Origin of the sequence: Gordonia sp. N1V, from assembly GCF_029269935.1 — a bacterium.
Taxonomy (GTDB): domain Bacteria; phylum Actinomycetota; class Actinomycetes; order Mycobacteriales; family Mycobacteriaceae; genus Gordonia; species Gordonia polyisoprenivorans.
Genome location: NZ_JARJDD010000021.1, coordinates 1 through 20,518, shown reverse-complemented (window position 1 = coordinate 20,518; position 20,518 = coordinate 1). Strand labels below are relative to the sequence as shown.

Below are 20,518 nucleotides of genomic sequence, written 5' to 3'. Positions count from 1 at the left end.
ATCAGGCTGCGTAGCGGTTGGCGGGGCGGGTGAGTCCGAGGTGCCCGCGGAGGGTGGTTGCGGTGTACTCCGTGCGAAAACGTTTGCGGCGACGCAACTCCGGGACCAGTTGGCCGGTGATCGCGAACAGGTCGTCGGGCAGCACCGCGGGGCGCAACCGCACCCCGGCGAGCGCGTGCCCCGGGTCGGCGGCGGGGACAAGCTCCTCGATGAGGTCGGCGAGACCGGCGGCGGTACCGACGAAGATCGGTGCATCACTGTGTAATTCGGCGCCCGCGAGCTCGTCGAGTCGTGCCGCTCGGGCCGTGGCCTCGGCGTCGGTGTCGCCGAGGATGACGAGTAGATCGTCGAACACCCGCACCGGATCGGCACGCCCCGCCGACACCCGGGCGGCGTCGATCTCGGCGACGGCCGCGGTAGCGGTGGCCGCATCGCGCGCGGTGATGAATCCGAGGTCGGCGACGCGGCCGATCAGGTCGTAGGCCGAACTGTTGTGTCCGAGTGCGGCGATGGGCGGTTGCCCCTGTGGGGGACGCGGGGTGATCGACGGTCCACGCACACTGAAGTATTCGCCCTCGAAGTCGATGTAGTGCAGTTTGTCGCGGTCGATGAAGCGCCCGGTGGCGGCGTCGCGTATCTCGGCGTCGTCCTCCCACGAATCCCACAATCGGCGCAGTACTTCGGCGTAGTCGGCGGCCTCGGTGAACAGCGCGTCGAGGATCACCGGGTCGGGGTCGGCAGGCACCAGGTCGGGCAGCGTACGACGGCCGAACAACTGCGCATCGGCGGCCGATCCGTCCACTCGCAGCTGCACCCCGGCACGTCCGTGTGCGACGTAGTCGAGTGTGGCGATCGCCTTGGCGGTGTGGAACGGTTCGGTATGGGTCGTGATCGCCGCCGGGATCAGGCCGATCGCACGTGTGGTGGGCGCCACCCGGTTGGCGACGAGGACCGCATCGAGCCGTCCACGAACCCGATCGGTCCGGTCGTCGGGGCGTAGCGGATCGTCGCGCTGCAGTCCGAGACCGTCGTCGAGGGTGACGAGGTCGAGGGCGCCGGATTCGGCTTCGCGCACCAGATCTGCCCAGTAGCGGCCGGTGAGCAGTTCGGTGGGGCGCGCACCGGGCTCACGCCACGCGCCGGGGTGCCAGCCGGCATCGGACAACGCGACGGCCAGGCGGATCTGATCAGGCATGAGCGGACTCCTTGGGAAGGTTGGTGGAGGAACCGGCGGTACGGCCCGCTCCGGGGATTGCGTCGAGGAGCGCGCGGGTGTAGTCGTGGCGCGGGTCGTCGAAGACGTCCTCGACCGGCCCCTCCTCGACGATCCGGCCGGCGCGCATGACCGCCACCCGGTGGCTGATCTGCCGGACGACGGCCAGGTCGTGCGAGATGAACAGATAGGCGATGCCGTGGTGGCGTTGGAGATCGGCGAGCAGTCGCAGGACCTGCGCCTGGATGGTGACGTCGAGGGCGGAGACCGGCTCGTCCAGGATGAGTAGCTTCGGGGTGGTGGCCAGGGCACGCGCGATCGCCACCCGCTGGCGCTGCCCACCCGACAGCGCGGTGGGCAGTCGGCGCGCATGACCCGGTTCGAGCGCGACCGCCGCGAGGAGCTCGTCCACGCGACGTCGGCGCTGTGCTCGGGGGACCCCACGCAGCGGTTCGGAGATGATCTGTTCGACAGTCAGTTTCGGGTTCATCGACGAGAAGGGGTTCTGATAGACGAAGCCGACATCCCCGCGACGGTCACCGGCCTCGACGACGCCGGAATCGTGGGTCTCCAGCCCGGCCAGGATGCGGGCGGTGGTCGTCTTGCCCGACCCGCTCTCCCCCACCACCGCCAGGGTTTGCCCGGCGCGCACCGCCAGCGACACGTCGTCGACGGCGGTCAACCCGTTGCCACGACCGACCCGGAACGACCTCGAGATGTGGTCGGCGCGTGCGATGACCGGTGCGTCGTCGTCGCGGGGTGCGGCTAGGGTGCCCGAGGTGAGTGCGGGTGCATCAGCGATCAATCGCCGGGTGTAGGCATGACGCGGCTCGGTGAGAATCTGTGCTGTCCAACCACTTTCGACGATCTGCCCGCCGGACATGACGACGAGCCGATCGGCACGGTCGGCGGCCACCCCGATGTCATGGGTGATCAACAGGATCGAGGTGCCGCTATCGGCGGCGCGGGCGGCAAGGTGATCGAGGATGCGGCGCTGCACGGTGACGTCGAGGGCGCTCGTGGGTTCGTCGGCGATGATCAACTCGGGTTCGCACGCCATCGCCATCGCGATCAGCACACGCTGCCGCTGTCCGCCCGAGAGTTGGTGCGGTAGTTGGTGGTAGCGCACCTCCGGATCGTCGATGCCGGCGTCGGCGAGGTGCTCGAGCGCGTGGATGCGGGCCGTCTTGCGGGCGGCGCGACCGTGGATGCGCAGGACTTCGGCGACCTGATCACCCACGCGTTGCACGGGATTGAGTGCGGTGCCCGGGTCTTGCGGAACCAGGCCGATCCGTGCGCCCCGAATCCGGTTCATGGCGCGGGAGCCGAGCTCGTCGATCCGCAGATCTCCGAGGTGCACGCGGCCGGTGGAGTGCGCCGTGCGCGGTAGGAGTCCGATGATCGCGTGCGCCACCGATGATTTCCCGGATCCGGACTCCCCGACCACGGCAACGGTCTCGCCCCGCGCCACCGTGAGATCGACTCCGCGGACCGCCTCGGTCTCGATGCCGTTGGTTCGGTACGCCACGCGCAGATCGGTCACGTCGAGGACAGGGAGATCGGATACCGGGCTCATCGGTGATCTCCCGCCGAGATGCGGTGGCCGACGGTGTGCGCCGCGAGCACGACGGCCACGATCGCCAATCCCGGCAGTGTGGTCATCCACCAGGCGGTGGCCAGATAGTCACGGCCGTCGGCGATCAGGGATCCCCATTCGGGAGTCGGCGGGGTGGCGCCGAAGCCGAGGAACGACAGCGACGAGATCAGCAGGATCGCCATCCCGAATTCGGCGGCCGCCAGGGCGAGCACCGGGGCGTAGGAGTTGCGCAACACGTGCCGCACGAGCACGACCGGGGCCGGGACCCCGAAGGCACGTGACGCCTCGACGAACGGGGCGTGGCGGACCCGCAGCACCTCGGCCCGCATGACCCGCGCAAAGCTCGCGACCAGCACCACCGCCACCGCGATCGCGACCTTGGTGGTGCCGAAACCCAGGGCCGCGACGATGGCCAGGGCCAGCAACAGTTGTGGGACGGCGAGCATCACGTCGATGGCCCGCATGATCACCCCGTCGGCGACGGCCCCTGCGGTACCGGCGAACAACCCGAGGATCGCCCCCACGAGCAACGCGACCCCGACGGCACCGATGGTCGCCGTCAGCGACAGACCCGCCCCGTGGACGAATCGCGCGTAGACGTCGCGGCCGAGGTTGTCGGTGCCGAACCAGTGCGACGCACCCGGTGGTGAGAGTTTCTCCGAGGGCACGGCCAGCAGCGGGTCCCGTCCGGTGAACAGGCCTGGGGCCACGGCGAATCCGACGGCAAGTGCCAGGACGATCACCGCGAGGGTCACCGCGGCATTTGACCGCAGCCACGCCCACACCGCCGCGGGCCGCGCCGCCGTCGGACTCCACGACCAGGACGGCACCGACACACCGGTGTCGGATGAGTCAGACATTGATCAGCTCCGTCCGGGAGTCGTTGTCGCGCGCCGTCGGCTCCCGTCGGCGCGCACCGCTGAGGATGCGGGGGTCGAGGAACGGATAGACGACGTCGACGAGCAGGTTGATGGTGACGAAGACCAGCGCCGAGAGGGTCACCAGCGCAAGCACGACCGGGATATCCTGTGCGAGAACGGCGGATTGGGCGAGCTTGCCGACACCCGGTCGGGAGAACACCGTCTCCACCACGACCGCCCCGCCGAGGAGGTTGCCGACGACGACGCCGGCCACCGTCAGCGCCGGCAGCGACGAGACCCGCAGGATGTGTCGGGTGATGACGCGCCCGCGGCTCGCCCCCTTGGCGGTGGCCGTCTGCACGAACGGCGCCGCATCGGTTGCGGTCATGCTGGTCACGAGCACCTGCCCGAGTACCCCGGCGTACGGAATGGCCAGCGTCACCGCGGGCAGCACGATGGACCCGGGCCGGGTGTCCCCGAATGCCGGGAACCACGGCAGACGAAAGGCGAAGACCTGCAACAGGACCAGTCCCACCCAGAACGTGGGCAGGGCCACCACCAGCGGCGGGATGGACAACAGCCCCCGACGCAGCAGCGTCGAGCGGGTCCACGTCGCCAGCACCGCGAGTCCGACCCCACCGACCGCGGCGAGTGCCACTGCCGTGAGCGTGAGCGCCACGGTGCCGGGCAGGGCGTCGGCGATCACGTCGGTGACCGGACGCCCCTGGGAGATGGACAGCCCGAAGTCACCGTGCAGCGCGCCGGTCAGCGCCGACCAATACTGTTGCCACACCGAACGATCCAGCCCGTAGCGGGCCTTGAGGGCGGCGACGGCGGCCGGGTCGGCGGGGATCGAGGCATCCGAGGTTGCGATCGACACCGGATCCGAGGGCAGCAGGATCAGGATGATGAAGGCGACGGTGAATGCCGCCCACAGCACCCCGATGGCCGAGGCGATGCGGATCGCGAGATAGCGGATCATCGCCGGTCACCGACCCGAGAGCCAGGTGTCGTGGAACTGCAGGCGTGCCGAGGCGTCGAAGGACACCTGGTGCGCGGTGCCCGCGGTACCGATGGCCTGGGAGAGTTCGATGGTGGGCAGGAACAGTCCGTGCTCGATGATCTGGGTCTGGGCGGTGGCCAGGTCCGCGTTGCGAGCGGCGGTGTCGGTGGTGCTCTGCTGCTGCGCCAGTGCCGTATCCAACGCGGGAATCGGACCGCGCCGGTTCAGGTTTCGGGTGGTCAATCCGAACTGGGTGCGCAGGATATCCCCGTCGGCACGGGTCACGTTGTAGTAGATCGCGTCGTAGTCGCCGGCGTTCTGTCGGACGGTGGCCTCGGCCGCCGGCACCACGTCGAGCGCCATGTCGGCGCCGACGTTCTTCAGCTGCTGCTGGACGAGTTCGAGGATCGCCTGGTTGCCGGCGAACACCGGACTGTAGAGCACCGAGAACGACAGGCGCCGGCCGTCTTTGACGCGAATGCCATCCGGGCCGGGCCGCCAGCCCGCGGCGTCGAGTAGCTGCCGGGACTTGGCGGCGTCAAAGGTCAGCGCCGCCGTCTCGGCGTGGAAACCCGGAGTGTTGGCGGCCAGCACCCCGGTCGCCGGGTGGAAGTCCTTGTCGAGCACGGTGTCGACGAGTTCGGTGCGGTTGATCGCCGGGAGCAGTGCGGTGCGGACCTGCTCGTCGGCGAGCACTCCACGGGAGACGTTGGGCTGCAGGCCGAATGGCACGCCGGGGTTCACCGCGGTGAGTACCTTGCCACCGGCCGAGGAGATCTGTGCCTTGTCGTTGGGGAGGGCATCGCTGATGGCGTCGAGCTGACCGGAGCCCAGTGAACCGGTGCGCACACCCGACTCGGGGACGACGGTGAAGTCGATCCCGTCGAGGTAGGCGTCGCCGGTATGGGTGAACACCGCCGAGCCCCATTGATATCCGGTGCGTTTGCGCAGGGCGGCCGAACGGCCTTGTTGCCATGCGGAATAGACGAACGGCCCGGAGCCGATGTTGGTGCCCTGGCACCGCTGTTCGGGTGTGGCGGCGACGGTCGCGTCGGCCTGGATGCCGAGCTGCGGGGTGGAGGTCGCCTGCAGAAACTGCGCGTTCGGTGCGGAGAACTCGACCCGTGCGGTCAACGGGTCGACGACGGTGGTGCCGGTGTAGCCGCTGAGATAGGTTGCGGCCAAGGGCGCCTTGGCGCCGCCGAGGGTGGTGACGATGGCGTCGAAGTTCTTCTTGACCGAGTCGGCGGTCAGCGGGGTGCCGTTGCTGAAGGTGACGTCGGGCTTGAGGTGGAAGGTGAAGGTCTTGGCGTCGGGGCTGACCTCCCAGCTCTGCGCCAGCCACGGTTTCAGGTCGCCGCTTCCGGGTACCTGGTCGGTCAGTGAGTCGACGATCTGACGGGTCACGTAGATCGTCTGGTTGGTGGCGCTCTGGGCGGGGTCGGAGCAGGTGGGCGCGTCGGAGAGGCCGTAGCGCAGCGTGCCGCCGGACACCGGCGGGCCGGCGTCGTCGGACTGCGAGGAGCCCCCGCCGCATGCGGCGAGACCGAAGACGGCCAGCGCGGCAACGGTTGCCGTCGCGGTACGGGCGACGGTGGTGGTGATGCCACGCATCAGATGAGGCCCCATTTCTTGGCGAGGAGTTCGTGCGAGCGCAGCCGGTCACCGTGATCGTGGGTGACCGAGGTGATGACGAGTTCGTCTGCGTCGGTCAGCTTTCCGAGCGCGGCGAGACGCTCGACGACGGTGTCGGGGCTGCCCACGAACTGGGTCTCGAGGCGGTCGGCGACCAGTGCGCGCTGCTCGTCGTCCAGTGGTGGCGCGGTGGCCGGATCCGGGTACTCGACGGCGCCGTGGCCGCTGCGGATGCTGTACACCCAGTGCCCGTAGGTGGAGGCGAGATGGCGTGCGGTGTCGTCGTCCTCGGCGACCACCACATCGGCCGAGACCACCACGTACGGTTCGGCAAGCACCGCCGACGGCCGGAAGGCGGCGCGATAGGCCTGCACCGCTTCGAGCGTCGTGCCGGGGCTCACGTGGTAGTTGGCGACGAAGGGCAGTCCGCGCGCGCCGGCCACCTGAGCGCTCTGACCCTTGCTGCTACCGAAGATCCAGAGCTCGACGTCGGCGCCCTCACCGGGCACCGCATGCAGTTGGAGACCGGACGGGCTGCGATAGGTGCCCTCGAGCAATGCGGCGATGTCGGCGACCTGCTCGGCGAAATCGGGGGTCTGCGCACCGGGCTGGGTGAGCACCTCGAAGCTGCGCGCCAGACGCGAATTCGCCAGCAGCGCCGACACATCGAACGGTTCGGGGAGCACCACACCGTCGACGACACGACTCGGGCCGGGAAGCCGCGGCAGGGTCGCCGCAGGTGTCGACGGCGTGGGTGTCGAAGGCGTGGGTGTCGCCGTGACCGCTTCCGCGCGCCGCTGACCGGAGCGTCCGAGACCCAGGTCGATACGGCCGGGATGGAAGGCGTCGAGCAGACCGAAGGACTCGACGACCGAGACCGCGGTCGTCTGGCCGACCTGAACCGCCGCCGACCCGACCCGGATGGTGGTGGTGGCGCCGGCGATCTGACCGATCAGGACAGCCGGATTCGAGCCGGCCACCGCGACGAAGTGATGTTCGGCGACCCAGTAGCGGCGATAGCCCCACTGCTCGGCGTGCTGCGCGAGGTCGATCGTGTTGGCCAGTGCGGCAGCAGGATTGGAGCCCTCGCTGATCGGCGCGAGATCGAGCACCGACAACGGGGCATGGTCATGAAATGGCACGAGCCGACTCCCATCGATCCCGGCGTTAGCACCCTCCTCTGGGGTTGCTGCGACGTCGACGAGCCGGGTCTCTCGGTCGCTCCAGATGGTCGATTCACGGTAGGTCGACGGCGCGGCACACGGCAAGAAAGTCAGGAGCTGCTCGAGTACGTCGACGGCGCCCGGGCGTCTACGCGGCACAGACTTTCGGTCACCGTGGGATTAACCCGGACGCCCGGACGGCATCGGTGCCGGGCGGTGACGCCGTAACGCCCGCGTCAGTCTTGTCCGATACAGGCGATTTAGCCTAGCCTAACGAGATGCGCGTTCGTGGAGTTCTCGCCGGCCTGTTGACCCTGGTGTTCGTCGCCCTTGTCGGGTGCTCCTCCCCTGACGACCCGGCCGGGTCCGCGGGGGAGACCGTGACCGTCGAGCACCAGTACGGATCGACGACGATTCCGAGCGATCCGACCAAGGTCGTGACCTTCGGCGGCGCGTGGTCGGATTCGCTGATCCGCCTCGGAGTCCCGATCACGGCGGAGTTCCTCGCGCAGGGGTATTCGGGCCCGAACAATCGCTTCGCCTGGACGCCGGAGCACTCGTCGACGATCGTCACCTATGACGTGGAGGCCGGTACCCCCGACGTCGCCGCGATCGCGCGGTTCGCCCCGCAGGTGATCCTCGCCGGATACCTGCCCGATCGCGCGGCCTACGACCGTCTGACGCGGATCGCCCCGACGATCCCGGTGATGGCCACCGACACCGTCACCGACAGCTGGCAGGACGTGATGACGACAGCCGGCCGGATCTTCGGCAAGCAACAGCAGGCCGATGAGGCCGTCGCCGAGGTCGAGCAGCAGATCGCGGCCACCAAGGCGAAATACCCGGCGAGCCAGGGCAAGTCGTTCACCTTCGGACAGTTGACCCCGCAGAATCAGTTCGGTGTGGTGACCAGCGACACCGACCCCTCCGCGAAACTGCTCGCCGAACTCGGCCTGGTTCTCGACCCGGCGGTCAAAGGGCTCGCGCCCGGTGGCGCACGCACGATCGTGTCGGCCGAACGTATCGACATCTTCGCTTCGGACCTACTGATCTTCTGGCCGCTGGTCGGCGGGCCCGAGGCGTTCGATGCGATACCCGGCTGGGATTCGCTGCCCGCGGTGCGCCGCGGCACGACGGTGTTCCTCACCAACGACACCGCGTCGGCGTTCGGCGGACCCACGATCTACTCGGTGCCGTGGGCGATCGACAAGCTGACGCCGGCGTTGGCGAAACTGTAGGCGCTCGCCCCCGGCGGCGCCTCAGGCGGCGCCTCAGGCGGCGCCGCGTTCCTCGATCTCCTCGAGCCGGTCGATCACGGTGCGCGCGAACACCTGCTGCTCGGTGACCGCGAGTTGGTTGCGGCTGCGCGAGGTGAACGCGAAGAGCCAATCGATCAGCGTGGTGAAGCGGTTGCGGAATCCGACGAGGTAGATCAGGTGCAGGAACAGCCATCCGAGCCAGGCGAGATAACCGGAGAACTCGATGTGCCGCGACGTCCCGGGGATCGGCACGCTGGCGACCGCCGAGTACCGCGAGACCGTCGCCATCGACCCCTTGTCCCAGTAGGAGAACGGCTTTCGAGCCCGCAGACTGCCGTTGAGCCGAGCGATGATGGTGTCGGCGGCGTACCGCGCGGACTGGTTCGCCGCCGGGGCCTGGCCCGGCACCCCGTCGAGTGCCATCATGTCGCCGACGACGAACACCTCGGCGTGGCCGGGCAGACTGAGATCTGGCTGCACCCGGACCCGTCCGGCGCGGTCGGTCTCGGCCCCACTCTGCTCGGCGAGATGGCGGCCGAGTGGGCTGGCCGCGACACCCGCCGACCACACCTTGCACTGGCTCTCGATGCGTCGGGTGGTGCCGTCGGGGTCTTTGACCACCAGCCCGTCGTAATCCATGTCGACGACCATCGACCCCAGTTGGACATCGACTCCCAGTGAGCGCAAACGCTTTTCAGCCCGTCCTCCGAGCTTGCGCCCGAACGGCGGAAGTACCGACGGCGCCGCGTCGAGGAGGATGACCCGCGCCTGCGTCGGATCGATGGAGTCGAAGGCGCCGCGCAGCGTCTTGGCCGCCATCTCCGCGATCTGCCCGGCCATCTCCACCCCGGTCGCACCTGCGCCGACCACCACGAACGTCAGCAGGCGGGCACGCTCGTCGGGATCGGTGGACAACTCGGCCTGTTCGAAGGCGCCGAGGATACGTCCGCGGAGTTCGAGGGCGTCGTCGATGGTCTTGAGACCGGGTGCGAACTCCGCGAAATGGTCGTTGCCGAAATAGGATTGGCCGGCACCCGCGGCGACGATGAGGCTGTCGTAACCGGTGGTGAGTTCGCGGTCGAGCAGACGCGAGGTGACCCTGTGCTGCTGGAGGTCGATGCTCTCCACGTCGCCGAGGACGACCCGCGCGTTGCGCTGATTGCGCAGGATCACCCGCATCGGTGGGGCGATCTGGCCTTGCGAGATGAGCCCGGTGGCCACCTGATACAGCAGCGGCTGGAACAGGTGGTGGGTGGTGCGGGCGATGACCGTGACGTCGACATCGGCGTGGGCGAGCCGGCGAGCCGCGGCGAGCCCGCCGAAACCCGAGCCGATGATCACCACGTGGTGGCGGCCGGTCTGCGCGGGGTGTGCGGCATCGCTGGGATGTGCGGCAGTGATGGGTTGTGATCGGGCCATGGCACGTTCCTTCGTCGGGGATCGACACCCAGGCGGACGATGTCTCCGAACGTGCTCCTTGCCGGTCGATTCCGGCTGCGCCAGTCGCACTGCCGAGGTTAGCGCACGATCACGCCCGGCGCGAGGGCTTTGTTACGTGCTCGGTCCCGGTGCGCTCAGGTCAGGGAGCGCATGGCGCGGTCGGCGACCGCCGGTGAGAGGTAGTCGAGGACGGGCAGCACCGCACGCAGGGCCGCGGGTGCGACCTCCTCGGGCTGGTGGGTGATCGCGCGGACGATCCAGTTCGCTGCCTCGGCCACGTCGAGCGCATGTACGTCGTCGTATTCCGCTGTGGGAGCGATCATCTCGGTCCGCACCAGTGGGTAGTAGACGTTGGTGGCGCAGACGCCGGGGTGTGGACGTTCGGCGTTGAGGCTGCGTCCGAAGATCCCGAGGGCGTTCTTGGACGCGGCGTAGGCGGAGAAGCGTGGGAACGTTCCCGCCATCAGGCCCCACGTGCAGATGTTCACGATCTGGCCGGATCCGCGCTCGACCATCCCGGGCAGCAGACCCAGCGAGAGTTGGACCGCGGCAAAGTAGTTCAGTGACATCGTCCGCTGATAGTCGTGCAGCCGATCGGTGGAGTCGAGGATCGACCGGCGGATCGATCGTCCCGCGTTGTTCACCAGGACATCGATCCGCCCATCACCGAGTTCGTCGAGAAGCGCTGCCACGCCGGCCTCGGCGGACAGGTCGGCGACGATGTGGTCGCATCCGGTCTCCGACGCCAATGACCGCAGCTCGTCGGAGCGGCGGGCGACGGCGATGAGATGGGCGCCGCGCGCGGCGAGCGCACGCACCGCTTCGCGCCCGATACCTGCCGAGGCACCGGTCACCAGCACCGTCAGGCCGGAGACATCACGACCGGGTCCGGTCACCGCGTTCTCCACCGGGCCCGGCAACAGCGATCGCCGCTGCGCCAGGTCGAACAACGTCGCGGCCACATTCACCACGCGCGACTACTCCGCGAGCGCCGAGCGCAGCTTGGCGTCGGTGTGCTTGATCGCCTGGGCCGCGAACGGATCCATGATCGCGCCCAGCGCTTTTCCGGCCAAACCGCCGGGCAGGATGTACTCGAATTCGGCGTCGACCTTGGTACCGCCCGCATCCAGGTCGGCGAAGCGCCAGGTGGTGTTGGCCTGGAAGCCCTCGATGGCCCTGAGCACGATGAGTTCGTTCTCGACCCACTCGACGGTCTCGACCGTGGACTTGAGAGTCTTCGGTCCCGCCTTGATCGCGACGTCGAAGACCGAGCCCTTGCCGCTGGTCAGGTCTGTCCGCGGAGTGAACTGATGAATCCCGAACATGTACTCCGGAACGTTCTCGTAGTCGTTGATGTAGGTGAACACGCGGTCGCGTGCCACCTCGATCGTGGACGAATGGCGCACCACACTCATTGGTCTGAACCTCCCCTGTCGACGTGAGCCGAGACCCGCCGGTGGCGGCAGGTCGTGCAGCCCACAGTAGGCGGTCGGTGCGCAGGCCCGGCACACAACCCACCGGCCCAGCGTGGCGCGGCAGGGCGGGTGCGGACGCGGCGTCATAATCGAGGGCATGCGTTCGAGAGGGAAGATCATCGACGCGACGCTCAGCCTGATCGCCACTGAGGGTTTTGCCGGGGCGAGTATCGCGGCCGTCGCCGCGTCGGCGGGCGTGTCGAGGCAGACGGTGTATTCGATCTTCGGTTCCCGCGAGGATCTCGTCTCCCAGGCGCTCGGCGAGCTCGCGATCACCGCGATGGGCGCCATCCACGCGCGGCTCGAGGGCATCACCGATCTGACCGACTACCTCGTCGAATTCATCGTCGCCGGCCGTTCGATGGCCGCGGCCGATCCGGCTCTGTCGATGCTCATGACCTCGCAGGAAAGCCATCCGTTCTTCGATGACGGCGCGATGTCGAGGACCCGCGAGGTCGCCACGCAGATCCTGCACCCGATCATCGTGGCGTCGCCGCAGTACGCACCGCACGTCGACGACATCGTCGACATGACGGCCCTGCTGAGCCTGTCGCTGGTGGTCGTCGACGACGCCGCCCGCACCGACGCCGAATTGCGCGGTTTCCTCGACCGCTGGCTCCGGCCCGCCCTCGAGGCCATGCCCACCGCGGCGGCGTCGACACCCTCAGATGAGTGAGCCGACGTCGGTGGCGACGATGCGGTCCAGCGCGCGTTCGGCGACCGCGGCGATGGTCATCGACGGGTTGCAGGCGGCGCAGGTGCCGGGCATCAGTGCACCGTCGACGACGTAGAGTCCGCGTTGGCCGTGCACCCGACCTTCCAGGTCGCACACGGTGCCCATGGACGCGCCGCCGAGCGGATGCCAGGTCGACGGGAGCACTGCGTTGGTGTCGATCAGGGTGGAGTCCGGTCCGGCGATGCGGTTCACCGCCGGGGTGATGTAACGGTTTTGGAGTATCGAGTCCCCTTCGTGCGGCCATTGCAGGACCGCTTGGTCGGTGGCGGCGTCGTAGATGAAGTGTCCGCGCCCGGCGCTGACGCCGTAGGCGACCATCATCGTGGAGTGGGTGTTGACCGGGATCGGCGGGATGGACGCCTGGATGACGGTGAACGCGTGCTGCGGGTCGGACCAGTTGAGGCTGCCGTACACAACCGGAACCCCTTGCGCCGCAACGAAATCGGCGGTGGGGGCATTCCAGATGTAGATCCGGTCGGCGTTGGTGCCCCAGCCGGTGCCGACGGCGTCCGGGAGATCGGTGATCGCTCCGGTTGCCCCGGCGCGCACCAGCATTCGGCTGGTGTTCATCGAGCCGGCGGCGAGGAACAACGTCGGGGTGGACAGGATCACGGTCTCGAGGACCCGGCCGGTCTCATCGGTCCGGTTCGCCGTCACGCGCCAGCGGCCGGTCGGTTCGCGGTGAATCTCGGTGACGTCGTGCAGGATTCGGGCATCGAGAAGTCCGGTCTGTTCCGCCTGCGCCAGGTAGGTGACGTCGACGCTGTGTTTGCCGCCGTTGTTGACGCCGATCGCGCCGTCGCCGTTGGTGTAGGACGGGCGCATCTTCCCGGCCACCTCGGCCAGGGCATAGTTCCAGTCGATCGGCATCGGGATCTTCTGCACCGGCAGTCCGGCGCGCCGCACATGGGCGGCGAACTCGCGGACGACCCGGTAGTTGGGGGTGCGGATCAACGCGTCGGGGGCGACCTGCGCGCCGAGCATGCGTGCGACCCGCGGATAGTAGGTGCCGTTCATCGACGGCCAGTCGAGACCGGCGGGGAAATGCGCGCCGAACACTTCTTCCGACGGTTGCAGGGTCATGCCCTGATAGACCAGTGAGCCCCCACCCCAGCCGGCGGCGACCATGGGTGTCATGTTCTGTCCGGCAATCGATTCGAACAGGCCCACATAGGGTTCCACCGACAGCGGACGACCGAAGACCTGTGGTGTCGACTGGTGCCAGAGGATGCGCTTGTCGGGATGGGTGGCACTCGGGAAGGTCGTCGAATTCGGTCCGGTCGGCCAGCGTCGTCCGCGTTCGAGGAGCACCACCGGCACCCCGGCACGGGTCAGCCGTAAGGCCGTGACTCCCCCACCGAATCCGGAGCCGATCACCACGACGCGGTGTTCCTCGCGTGTGGTCGGAACGGCTCGGCCCGGCGTCGCGAAGCCGCGGCCGACCCCGGCGGTGGAGGCGATCACCCCGGTGACCCCGGCGCCGGCGGCACCGGCGAGCACCTGACGGCGAGAGAATGTGCGCATGAAACCCCTGTCGGACAGCAACGTCGAGTGTTGCGAGAAAACTAGACAGTGTTTCCAGATTGTGTCAAGAACTTGCGTGTAAGCGGCGGTCAGCCGCCGACGACGAGCGAGATCTTGCGCAGCAACGCCGCGAGCGTCGCCCGTTCCCGGTCGGTCAATGCCGCCAGTGCGTCCTCGTCGTCACGCAGGCGGCGTGGCAACTCGGCATCGACAAGCCTGCGGCCGGCGTCGGTGGGCCGCAGCAGCACGACCCGACCGTCCCGCTCGGACTTCTTGCGCTCCAAGAGCCCTCGCCGAGAAAGACTTTCACTGATCTTGGTGATCGATGCACCACTGAGTGTCGTCGTCGAGACGACCTCACTGGCTCGCAGCGGCCGCCGGGCGCGCACCAGCGCACCGAGGACGTCGAACTCCGATCGACCGATTCCGTGCTCCTCGAGATTGCGGTCGAGTTGGGCATTGGAGATCGCAGCGATGCGCTGAACCCGACCGAGTACGCCGATGGGGGCGACGTCGATATCGGGAAAGGCCTGCGCCCACTCGTCGATGATCCGGTCGACCAGGTCGCGGGGGCCCGCATCCCGGGCTGCGTCGGCGGCGTCGGTCACGCGGCTCATCGTAGTCGCGATCACATATTTTACTAGTAAAATAGTGATAAAGTAATTTCATGTCCACGGCCTCTCCCTACCTCGCCCTGCCCGCTCGCCCCTCCCGTCGGGCCGCACTGCGCCACGCGGTGAGCGTGCGGGCGTGGCGGGAGGCGTTGTCGGTGGACACCAGCCGGATCGGCTACGCCGCACCACTGCGGGTGGGCATGGCCGTCGGCGTGGTCCTGGTGATCGGCGGACTGACCGGTCATCGGGACATCGCCGGACTGGCCGCTCTCGGCACACTGATTTCGGCGTTCTGCCGGCCCGACCCCTATCCGGTACGTGCGGGCCGGCTGGGAGTGCTTGCCGTCGCGATCACCACGGCCGTCGGTATCGGTGCCGCGCTCGGCGCATTCTCCGGATCGTTGGTGGTCGAGATCGGCGTCATCTCGGCCCTCGCCGGTGCCGCCGCCTATCTGGTGTCGGCGCTGCACATCGTCGGCCCGGGAGGCATCATCTTCGTCTTCGCGGCGACCGGAGCGGCCGGCTTCGCGGGCGATCTCTCCGACGTCGGCCGGGCTGTCGCGGCCACCGCCCTGGGCTCGGTGATCGGCCTGCTCGCCGCGTTGGCGCCCTGGCTGATCGCGATGTCGACCGGCCGGGGCCGCACCGAGATCCCCGGATCGGCTGCGCGGGAATCCCTGTGGACGCAACTGTCCGGAGGTCACTCCTCGCACACCCGACGCCATCTGCTGATCTCGGCGGCCCGCATCACGGTGGCCGCGGCGGCGGCCGCGGGAGTCGCCGCGGCGGCGGGGCTCGCGCACCCGATGTGGGCCGCGATGGGAGCGATGGCCGCCATGCAGGGGGTGAGCTATCACCACACGGTCAGTCGCGGGGTGGCCCGGTTGCTCGGCAACATCGGCGGTGCGGCGATCGCCGCGGCATTGCTCGCGCTGCCGCTCGGCTATTGGGGCGCGGTGGCGGCCATCGTGGTCCTGCAGACGTGCGCGGAGATCTTCTCCACCGTCAACTACGCGATTTGTTCACTGGCGGTGACCCCGATGGCACTGCTGCTCACCGGGTTGGGCGCCGGCCTGTCACCCGAGATGGCGGTGGACCGAGTGCTCGACACCGGCATCGGCATCGTGGTGGGCATCGTCGTTGCCGCACTCGCCATCACCTCACGTGACCTGCACACAACAGGAAACTGAACCGAGTTTTCACGTACGTCACATTGGCGCAACGATGCGGGTACCTGTCACTCATAGCTTCGTATCGCTCGCACAACGCCCCGGCCCGACCACGACACCCAGTCGACGATCCGGGGCACCCAACCCAGGAGTACCCCATGAGTGGCAGCATGTCGCGCCGTCAGGCCATCGAGGCCGTGACCACCTACGAGATGGAGACCGACGGCTTCCCCGAGCCGTTGGCCGACACCTTCGGCCGCAACGTCTTCACCCTGTCGGTGATGAAATCGCGTCTCCCCAAGCACGTGTTCAAGGCCGTGTCGGCCACCATCGACAAGGGCGCGCCGCTGGACCCGACTCTCGCCGACTACGTCGCCTCGGCGATGAAGGACTGGGCGATCGAGAAGGGTGCCTCGCACTACGCCCACGTCTTCTACCCGCTCACCGGGTTCACCGCCGAGAAGCACGACTCGTTCCTCGAGCCCGACGGCTCCGACGGTTCGCTCGCCGAATTCCAGGGCAAGACGCTGCTGCAGGGCGAGCCGGATGCATCGTCGTTCCCCAACGGAGGTCTGCGCGGCACCTTCGAGGCCCGCGGCTACACCGGGTGGGATGTCACCAGCCCCGCCTACATCCTCGAGAACCCCAACGGCAACACGCTGTGCATTCCCACGATCTTCATCTCGTGGACCGGTGAGGCCCTGGACAAGAAGACACCGCTGCTGCGCAGCCAGCAGGCCATGAGCAAGCAGGCCATGCGACTGTTGAAGTTGTTCGGACACAAAGACGTCGACACCGTCGTCTCCTATGCCGGAGCCGAGCAGGAGTACTTCCTGATCGACCGTCATTTCTATTTCGCCCGACCCGACCTGATGACCGCCAACCGCACCCTGTTCGGCGCCAAGCCGTCCAAGGGCCAGGAGTTCGACGACCACTACTTCGGGTCCATCCCGGATCGTGTGCTGGCGTTCATGATCGAGCTCGACCGCGAGTTGTTCAAGCAGGGCATCCCGGCCAAGACGCGGCACAACGAGGTCGCTCCCGGCCAGTTCGAGTTGGCGCCGGTGTTCGAGAAGTCCAATCTCGCCCATGATCATCAGCAGCTGATGATGACGACGATGAAGAAGGTCGCCGAACGCTACGGCATGGTCTGTCTGATCCACGAGAAGCCCTTCGCCGGCGTCAACGGTTCGGGCAAGCACGTCAACTTCTCGCTGGGTAACAGCAATCAGGGCAACCTGCTCAATCCGGGCGACACCCCGCACGAGAACGAGCAGTTCCTGGTGTTCTGCGCGGCCATCATCCGCGGTGTGCACAAGTACGGTGGCCTGCTGCGCGCGTCGGTGGCCTCGGCGTCCAACGACCACCGCCTCGGCGCCAACGAGGCCCCGCCCGCGATCATCTCGATCTTCCTCGGCGAGCAGTTGGCCGACGTCTTCGACCAGATCGCCAAGGGCGGCGCCAAGGAGAGCAAGCAGACCGGCGTCCTCGAACTCGGCGTCGACACCCTGCCCCCGCTCAAGGCCGACGCCGGCGACCGCAACCGCACCAGCCCGTTTGCCTTCACCGGCAACCGTTTCGAGTTCCGGGCCCCCGGCTCCAACCAGTCGATCGCCGACCCGATGGTGGCCATCAACGCGATGCTGGCCGACTCGCTGGACTACGTGTGCACCTTCCTGGAGACGGAGACCGCCGCGGGCACCGACTTCGATGCGGCAGTGCAGAAGTTGCTCGAGGCGATCGTCACCGATCACGGCAAGGTCGTGTTCAACGGCGACGGCTACTCCGATGCCTGGCAGGAGGAGGCGGCGTCTCGTGGTCTGCTGAATCTGCGCACCACGGTCGACGCGATGGCCCAGCTCGACGAGCCGGAGATCAAGGAGTTGATGGCCAAGTACGGCATCCTGTCCGAGCGGGAACTCAAGGCCCGCAAGGAGGTCGTACTCGAGCAGTACGCGCTTGCGCTGCTGGTCGAGGCGAAGGAAACCCTCGAGATCGCCAAGACGATGATCCTGCCGGCCGCGACCCGGTACATGGGCGAGCTCGCGTCCACCGCGGCGAGCCTGAAGGCCGCGGGCATCGACATGGAGACCCCGGCATTGTTGACGATGACCACCTCGGTCAAGGCGCTCAACAAGAAGATGGACGCCCTCGAGGAGGCCATCGCCGGATTCCACGGCGACACCGTCGAGGCGGAGTCGGAATACGCGCTCGCCTCGCTCATCCCGGCGATGGCCGAAGTCCGGACCGCGTCGGACAAGCTCGAGACCATCGTCGCCGACGATCTGTGGCCGCTGCCCACCTACAACGAGATGCTCACGATCCTGTGATCGCCCCGTACCGATCCACCTCGTACTGATCCACTCTGCAGCCCCGCACGTGCCCGCCGGGATTCTTCCCCGGCGGGCACGTGTGTATTCATCGGCCGGGGCCGTAGATTCGAGGGTATGGACGAGGCGCGGATCGGGCTGGGGCGGCTGGTGCTCGCCCTCGACGCGACGCTCGTGACGCTGGTGGAGGCACCACGGGGCCTCGACGTGACCGTCGGGTCGGTGGCGTTGCTCGACCCCGACGACCTGCGCCTGCCGTTGGGCGCCGCCGCGCGCGGTGCCGACGTCTTCCTGATGGTCGGTACGTCGGAAGCCGATGTGGTGCACTGGCTTCCGACGATCGCTGCCGCTCCGCCGATTGCGGTGATGCTCAAATCCCCCGGTTCGGGAGTGACCGAGGCGCTCGCCGCAGCGGGGATCGCGGTCATCGACGTCGACCCGCACGCACGGTGGGAGCGGATCTACCAGTTGTTGATCCGCGTCCTCGACACCGCAGCAGGTGTCGGCGACCCCGATGCATTGGCGTCCGGGGCGTGGGCGTCGGGCACCAGCGGCGACCTGTTCGAACTCGCCGCCGAGGTGGCCCGACGCACCCACGGCCTGGTCAGCATCGAGGATCAACGTTCACACGTGTTGGCCTACAGTCGCGCCGGTGACGAGGCCGACGAGCTACGGCGATTGTCGATTCTCGGTCGCGAGGGCCCACCGGAGATGTTGGCGTGGCTGCGCCAGTGGGGGGTGATGGACGCCCTGCGCACCTCGCACGGGGTCGTGCGGGTGGCCGCGCGCGCCGACCTGGGTCTACGGCCGCGGATGGCTGCACCGATCCGCTCCGGTCCGGACTTCCTGGGAGTCGTCTGGCTACAGCAGGGCGACTCGGAGTTCGCCACCGACGCCGAGACCATCCTTCGAGGGGCCGCTGCCGTTGCGGCACGGGTGATTTCGCGACGCCGGGCGGCGGGGACCGGTCACGACGAGATCGTTCGGCGGCTCCTCGGCGCACATGGCGAGAGCATCGACGCGGGATATCTGGGGGCGCAACTCGGCATCGCCTCCGACGCACCGGTGATCGTTGTCGGCTTCGCCGGTCGCGGTCCGAGCGTCGGCGAGGTCGCGGGTTCGGGCATTCCGGCGGGTGTCGTGTCGGCATTGACATTGCACGCCAGCGCTTTGCGGCCGCTGTCGGTGACCACCACCCTCGGGGCACGTGCCTACGTGGTGCTGCCGGGCGACGGGTCGGAGGCAAACGGCCCCGGCGTAGACTCGGTCCTGGCGTGGGCTCATTCGGCGGTCGAGGCCGCCGACCGGCAATTTCAGACATCGGTGCGCGCCGTCGTCGCCGGACCGGCAGCAGGACTGTCCGAGGTCCCCGAACTACGCCGACTTGCCGATCGGGTTCTCGATGCGGCACAACGGGAGTCCGATCTCATCGACCCGGTGACGACGGTGTCGGCGTCCCAGACCGGGGTGCTGCTCGGCGAGATCGTCGCCCTGCTCTCGGCCAACCCCGACCTGATCGACAGGCGCGTCGTCGAACTCGCCGACCGCGACACCGAATCCGGCGGCGACCTCACCGCGTCACTGCGCGCCTATCTCGATCATTTCGGCGACGTCCGCGCCGCATCCGAGGCACTCCACATCCACCCGAATACGTTGCGCTACCGCATCCGTCGCATTCGCGACCTCACCGACATGGACCTCGACGACCCCGCCACCCGACTGGTGGTGGCGCTGTCACTTCGCGCCCGGTAGTGCTTTTCGTGGTGGTCGAGGCGCCCTGTTCCTGGTGGTCGAGGTGCGACGAGCGCCAGCGAGGAGCCTCGAGACCCGGTGCGCCACAGCTGGTTCCATCCCACAGTGGAACCCCGTCACCGCGGATAGGTAACAATCACCTGCCCGCTCCGTCGGTTCCGCCACTCCACCCTCCGATCCAGAAAGAGCGTCGGTACCCACTCCGCAAGATGCTTGCGTTGGTGATCGGCCCGACACAGCGGGATCAGATCGCCGAGCACCGTCCACCCACCGGCCTCGGGATCGGCATGGTTGAACGGCCGCCAATGGTCGAGGTCGCACAGGTGTGACGGCATCCCGCAGTACGGATACCGGCACCAGGCGTCGTTGGCCAGCACCTCAGCGCGCAACGCAGCGCTGGGTGCATACGTCAATGCCCCAGGGGGTGGCGCGGTGTGGCCGCCGTGTCCCGTCGGATCCGCCGGTGGGGCTTGGGGCCGGTCGGAGATCTGCGGGAGGAGTGGTCCCGCAGCACGTACGGATTCGGGGTAATGGATGGTTTTCGCTATCTCCGCGAGGGTGGCGGCGTAGTCGCGGTCGATCGGCCCGTATCCCTGCAACCGGGGCACGAGAATCCCGTCGGGATCTTTCAGGACCGTCAATACAGGTGCACCGGGCACGACCAGGGCCCGCCCGAACGCCACCGGCACCTCATCCGGCGTCGGCTCATCCATCGGATCGGGGACCTCGGGTTCGACAACCGGCTCCA

The 20,518-nt window shown here is 68.1% G+C and carries 17 protein-coding genes and 1 riboswitch; of the genes, 5 read left to right on the top strand and 12 right to left on the bottom strand.

Annotated features, from left to right (window positions below):
* Position 1: 1 nt before the first annotated feature.
* From P3L18_RS22080 to P3L18_RS22055, 6 genes are read right to left on the bottom strand one after another with little or no spacing between them, the layout of a single operon-like run.
* Entirely contained in the window at positions 2-1,195 is a 1,194-nt protein-coding gene (locus P3L18_RS22080) for an LLM class flavin-dependent oxidoreductase (protein WP_079931603.1), read from the bottom strand.
* Positions 1,188-2,789: an ABC transporter ATP-binding protein gene (locus tag P3L18_RS22075; RefSeq protein WP_079931602.1), complete on the bottom strand. Its 1,602-nt coding sequence runs from the start codon at positions 2,787-2,789 to the stop codon at positions 1,188-1,190. Before P3L18_RS22075 ends, P3L18_RS22080 begins: the two co-directional genes overlap by 8 nt.
* On the bottom strand, positions 2,786-3,670 hold the full coding sequence (locus tag P3L18_RS22070) for an ABC transporter permease (protein ID WP_079931601.1): 885 nt from the start codon (positions 3,668-3,670) through the stop codon (positions 2,786-2,788). The genes P3L18_RS22075 and P3L18_RS22070 overlap by 4 nt, the downstream gene beginning before the upstream one ends.
* Positions 3,663-4,652 carry an ABC transporter permease gene (locus tag P3L18_RS22065; protein ID WP_006368300.1) on the bottom strand — a complete coding sequence of 330 codons (990 nt, stop codon included), beginning with the start codon at positions 4,650-4,652 and terminating at the stop codon, positions 3,663-3,665. The genes P3L18_RS22070 and P3L18_RS22065 overlap by 8 nt, the downstream gene beginning before the upstream one ends.
* A 6-nt stretch (positions 4,653-4,658) precedes the next feature.
* Positions 4,659-6,287, bottom strand: coding sequence for an ABC transporter substrate-binding protein (locus P3L18_RS22060; protein ID WP_276115231.1), 1,629 nt, complete (start codon positions 6,285-6,287; stop codon positions 4,659-4,661).
* Positions 6,287-7,450 (bottom strand): LLM class flavin-dependent oxidoreductase, encoded by a 1,164-nt coding sequence (locus tag P3L18_RS22055; protein ID WP_276115230.1) that lies wholly within the window; start codon positions 7,448-7,450, stop codon positions 6,287-6,289. Before P3L18_RS22055 ends, P3L18_RS22060 begins: the two co-directional genes overlap by 1 nt.
* A 7-nt stretch (positions 7,451-7,457) precedes the next feature.
* Positions 7,458-7,542: riboswitch (SAM riboswitch) on the bottom strand.
* 207 nt (positions 7,543-7,749) lie between these two features.
* Here P3L18_RS22055 and P3L18_RS22050 point away from each other — a divergent pair.
* Positions 7,750-8,709: an ABC transporter substrate-binding protein gene (locus P3L18_RS22050; protein WP_276115229.1), complete on the top strand. Its 960-nt coding sequence runs from the start codon at positions 7,750-7,752 to the stop codon at positions 8,707-8,709.
* A 33-nt stretch (positions 8,710-8,742) separates the two neighbouring features.
* Here the strand turns inward: P3L18_RS22050 and P3L18_RS22045 are convergent, their stop codons facing one another.
* The 3 genes from P3L18_RS22045 to P3L18_RS22035 form a co-directional block, all read right to left on the bottom strand.
* Positions 8,743-10,149 carry an NAD(P)/FAD-dependent oxidoreductase gene (locus P3L18_RS22045; protein WP_079929147.1) on the bottom strand — a complete coding sequence of 469 codons (1,407 nt, stop codon included), beginning with the start codon at positions 10,147-10,149 and terminating at the stop codon, positions 8,743-8,745.
* A 155-nt stretch (positions 10,150-10,304) separates the two neighbouring features.
* A complete protein-coding gene (locus P3L18_RS22040; RefSeq protein WP_026919908.1) occupies positions 10,305-11,138 on the bottom strand; it encodes an SDR family NAD(P)-dependent oxidoreductase in 834 nt (277 codons plus the stop codon).
* Between the two features lie 9 nt (positions 11,139-11,147).
* Positions 11,148-11,585 (bottom strand): SRPBCC family protein, encoded by a 438-nt coding sequence (locus tag P3L18_RS22035; RefSeq protein ID WP_006368294.1) that lies wholly within the window; start codon positions 11,583-11,585, stop codon positions 11,148-11,150.
* Between the two features lie 157 nt (positions 11,586-11,742).
* Between P3L18_RS22035 and P3L18_RS22030 the strand changes: the two genes are divergently transcribed.
* Positions 11,743-12,321: a TetR family transcriptional regulator gene (locus P3L18_RS22030; RefSeq protein WP_276115228.1), complete on the top strand. Its 579-nt coding sequence runs from the start codon at positions 11,743-11,745 to the stop codon at positions 12,319-12,321.
* Here P3L18_RS22030 and P3L18_RS22025 read toward each other — a convergent pair.
* Together P3L18_RS22025 and P3L18_RS22020 are read right to left on the bottom strand one after the other, a co-directional pair.
* On the bottom strand, positions 12,310-13,905 hold the full coding sequence (locus tag P3L18_RS22025; RefSeq protein ID WP_276115227.1) for a GMC oxidoreductase: 1,596 nt from the start codon (positions 13,903-13,905) through the stop codon (positions 12,310-12,312). The two genes, P3L18_RS22030 and P3L18_RS22025, sit on opposite strands and share 12 nt — an antisense overlap.
* Before the next feature lie 89 nt (positions 13,906-13,994).
* Complete coding sequence (locus tag P3L18_RS22020; protein ID WP_006368291.1) at positions 13,995-14,522, bottom strand: MarR family transcriptional regulator; 528 nt, start codon at positions 14,520-14,522, stop codon at positions 13,995-13,997.
* Positions 14,523-14,572: 50 nt separating this feature from the next.
* Between P3L18_RS22020 and P3L18_RS22015 the strand changes: the two genes are divergently transcribed.
* The 3 genes from P3L18_RS22015 to P3L18_RS22005 all read left to right on the top strand — a co-directional run bounded on the left by P3L18_RS22015 (position 14,573) and on the right by P3L18_RS22005 (position 19,770).
* The gene (locus P3L18_RS22015) at positions 14,573-15,709 is read left to right on the top strand and encodes an FUSC family protein (RefSeq protein WP_006368290.1); all 1,137 of its coding nucleotides are present in this window, start codon (positions 14,573-14,575) and stop codon (positions 15,707-15,709) included.
* Positions 15,710-15,846: 137 nt separating this feature from the next.
* Entirely contained in the window at positions 15,847-18,018 is a 2,172-nt protein-coding gene (locus P3L18_RS22010) for a glutamine synthetase III (protein ID WP_006368289.1), read from the top strand.
* 117 nt (positions 18,019-18,135) lie between these two features.
* The gene (locus P3L18_RS22005; RefSeq protein WP_276115226.1) at positions 18,136-19,770 is read left to right on the top strand and encodes a PucR family transcriptional regulator; all 1,635 of its coding nucleotides are present in this window, start codon (positions 18,136-18,138) and stop codon (positions 19,768-19,770) included.
* A gap of 116 nt (positions 19,771-19,886) precedes the next feature.
* On the opposite strand, the gene P3L18_RS22000 is transcribed toward P3L18_RS22005, so the two are convergent.
* A partial coding sequence (locus tag P3L18_RS22000; RefSeq protein WP_276115225.1) for an HNH endonuclease signature motif containing protein occupies positions 19,887-20,518 on the bottom strand: 632 nt, incomplete at its 5' end.

Excerpts from the sequence above, each read along its gene's own strand:
- P3L18_RS22060 (WP_276115231.1), bottom strand. The coding sequence starts at position 6,287 with ATGCGTGGCATCACCACCACCGTCGCCCGTACCGCGACGGCAACCGTT.
- P3L18_RS22070 (WP_079931601.1), bottom strand. The coding sequence starts at position 3,670 with ATGTCTGACTCATCCGACACCGGTGTGTCGGTGCCGTCCTGGTCGTGG.
- P3L18_RS22080 (WP_079931603.1), bottom strand. The coding sequence starts at position 1,195 with ATGCCTGATCAGATCCGCCTGGCCGTCGCGTTGTCCGATGCCGGCTGG.
- P3L18_RS22025 (WP_276115227.1), bottom strand. The coding sequence starts at position 13,905 with ATGCGCACATTCTCTCGCCGTCAGGTGCTCGCCGGTGCCGCCGGCGCC.
- P3L18_RS22050 (WP_276115229.1), top strand. The coding sequence starts at position 7,750 with ATGCGCGTTCGTGGAGTTCTCGCCGGCCTGTTGACCCTGGTGTTCGTC.
- P3L18_RS22015 (WP_006368290.1), top strand. The coding sequence starts at position 14,573 with ATGTCCACGGCCTCTCCCTACCTCGCCCTGCCCGCTCGCCCCTCCCGT.
- P3L18_RS22075 (WP_079931602.1), bottom strand. The coding sequence starts at position 2,789 with ATGAGCCCGGTATCCGATCTCCCTGTCCTCGACGTGACCGATCTGCGC.
- P3L18_RS22065 (WP_006368300.1), bottom strand. The coding sequence starts at position 4,652 with ATGATCCGCTATCTCGCGATCCGCATCGCCTCGGCCATCGGGGTGCTG.
- P3L18_RS22005 (WP_276115226.1), top strand. The coding sequence starts at position 18,136 with ATGGACGAGGCGCGGATCGGGCTGGGGCGGCTGGTGCTCGCCCTCGAC.
- P3L18_RS22020 (WP_006368291.1), bottom strand. The coding sequence starts at position 14,522 with ATGAGCCGCGTGACCGACGCCGCCGACGCAGCCCGGGATGCGGGCCCC.
- P3L18_RS22030 (WP_276115228.1), top strand. The coding sequence starts at position 11,743 with ATGCGTTCGAGAGGGAAGATCATCGACGCGACGCTCAGCCTGATCGCC.
- P3L18_RS22045 (WP_079929147.1), bottom strand. The coding sequence starts at position 10,149 with ATGGCCCGATCACAACCCATCACTGCCGCACATCCCAGCGATGCCGCA.
- P3L18_RS22010 (WP_006368289.1), top strand. The coding sequence starts at position 15,847 with ATGAGTGGCAGCATGTCGCGCCGTCAGGCCATCGAGGCCGTGACCACC.
- P3L18_RS22035 (WP_006368294.1), bottom strand. The coding sequence starts at position 11,585 with ATGAGTGTGGTGCGCCATTCGTCCACGATCGAGGTGGCACGCGACCGC.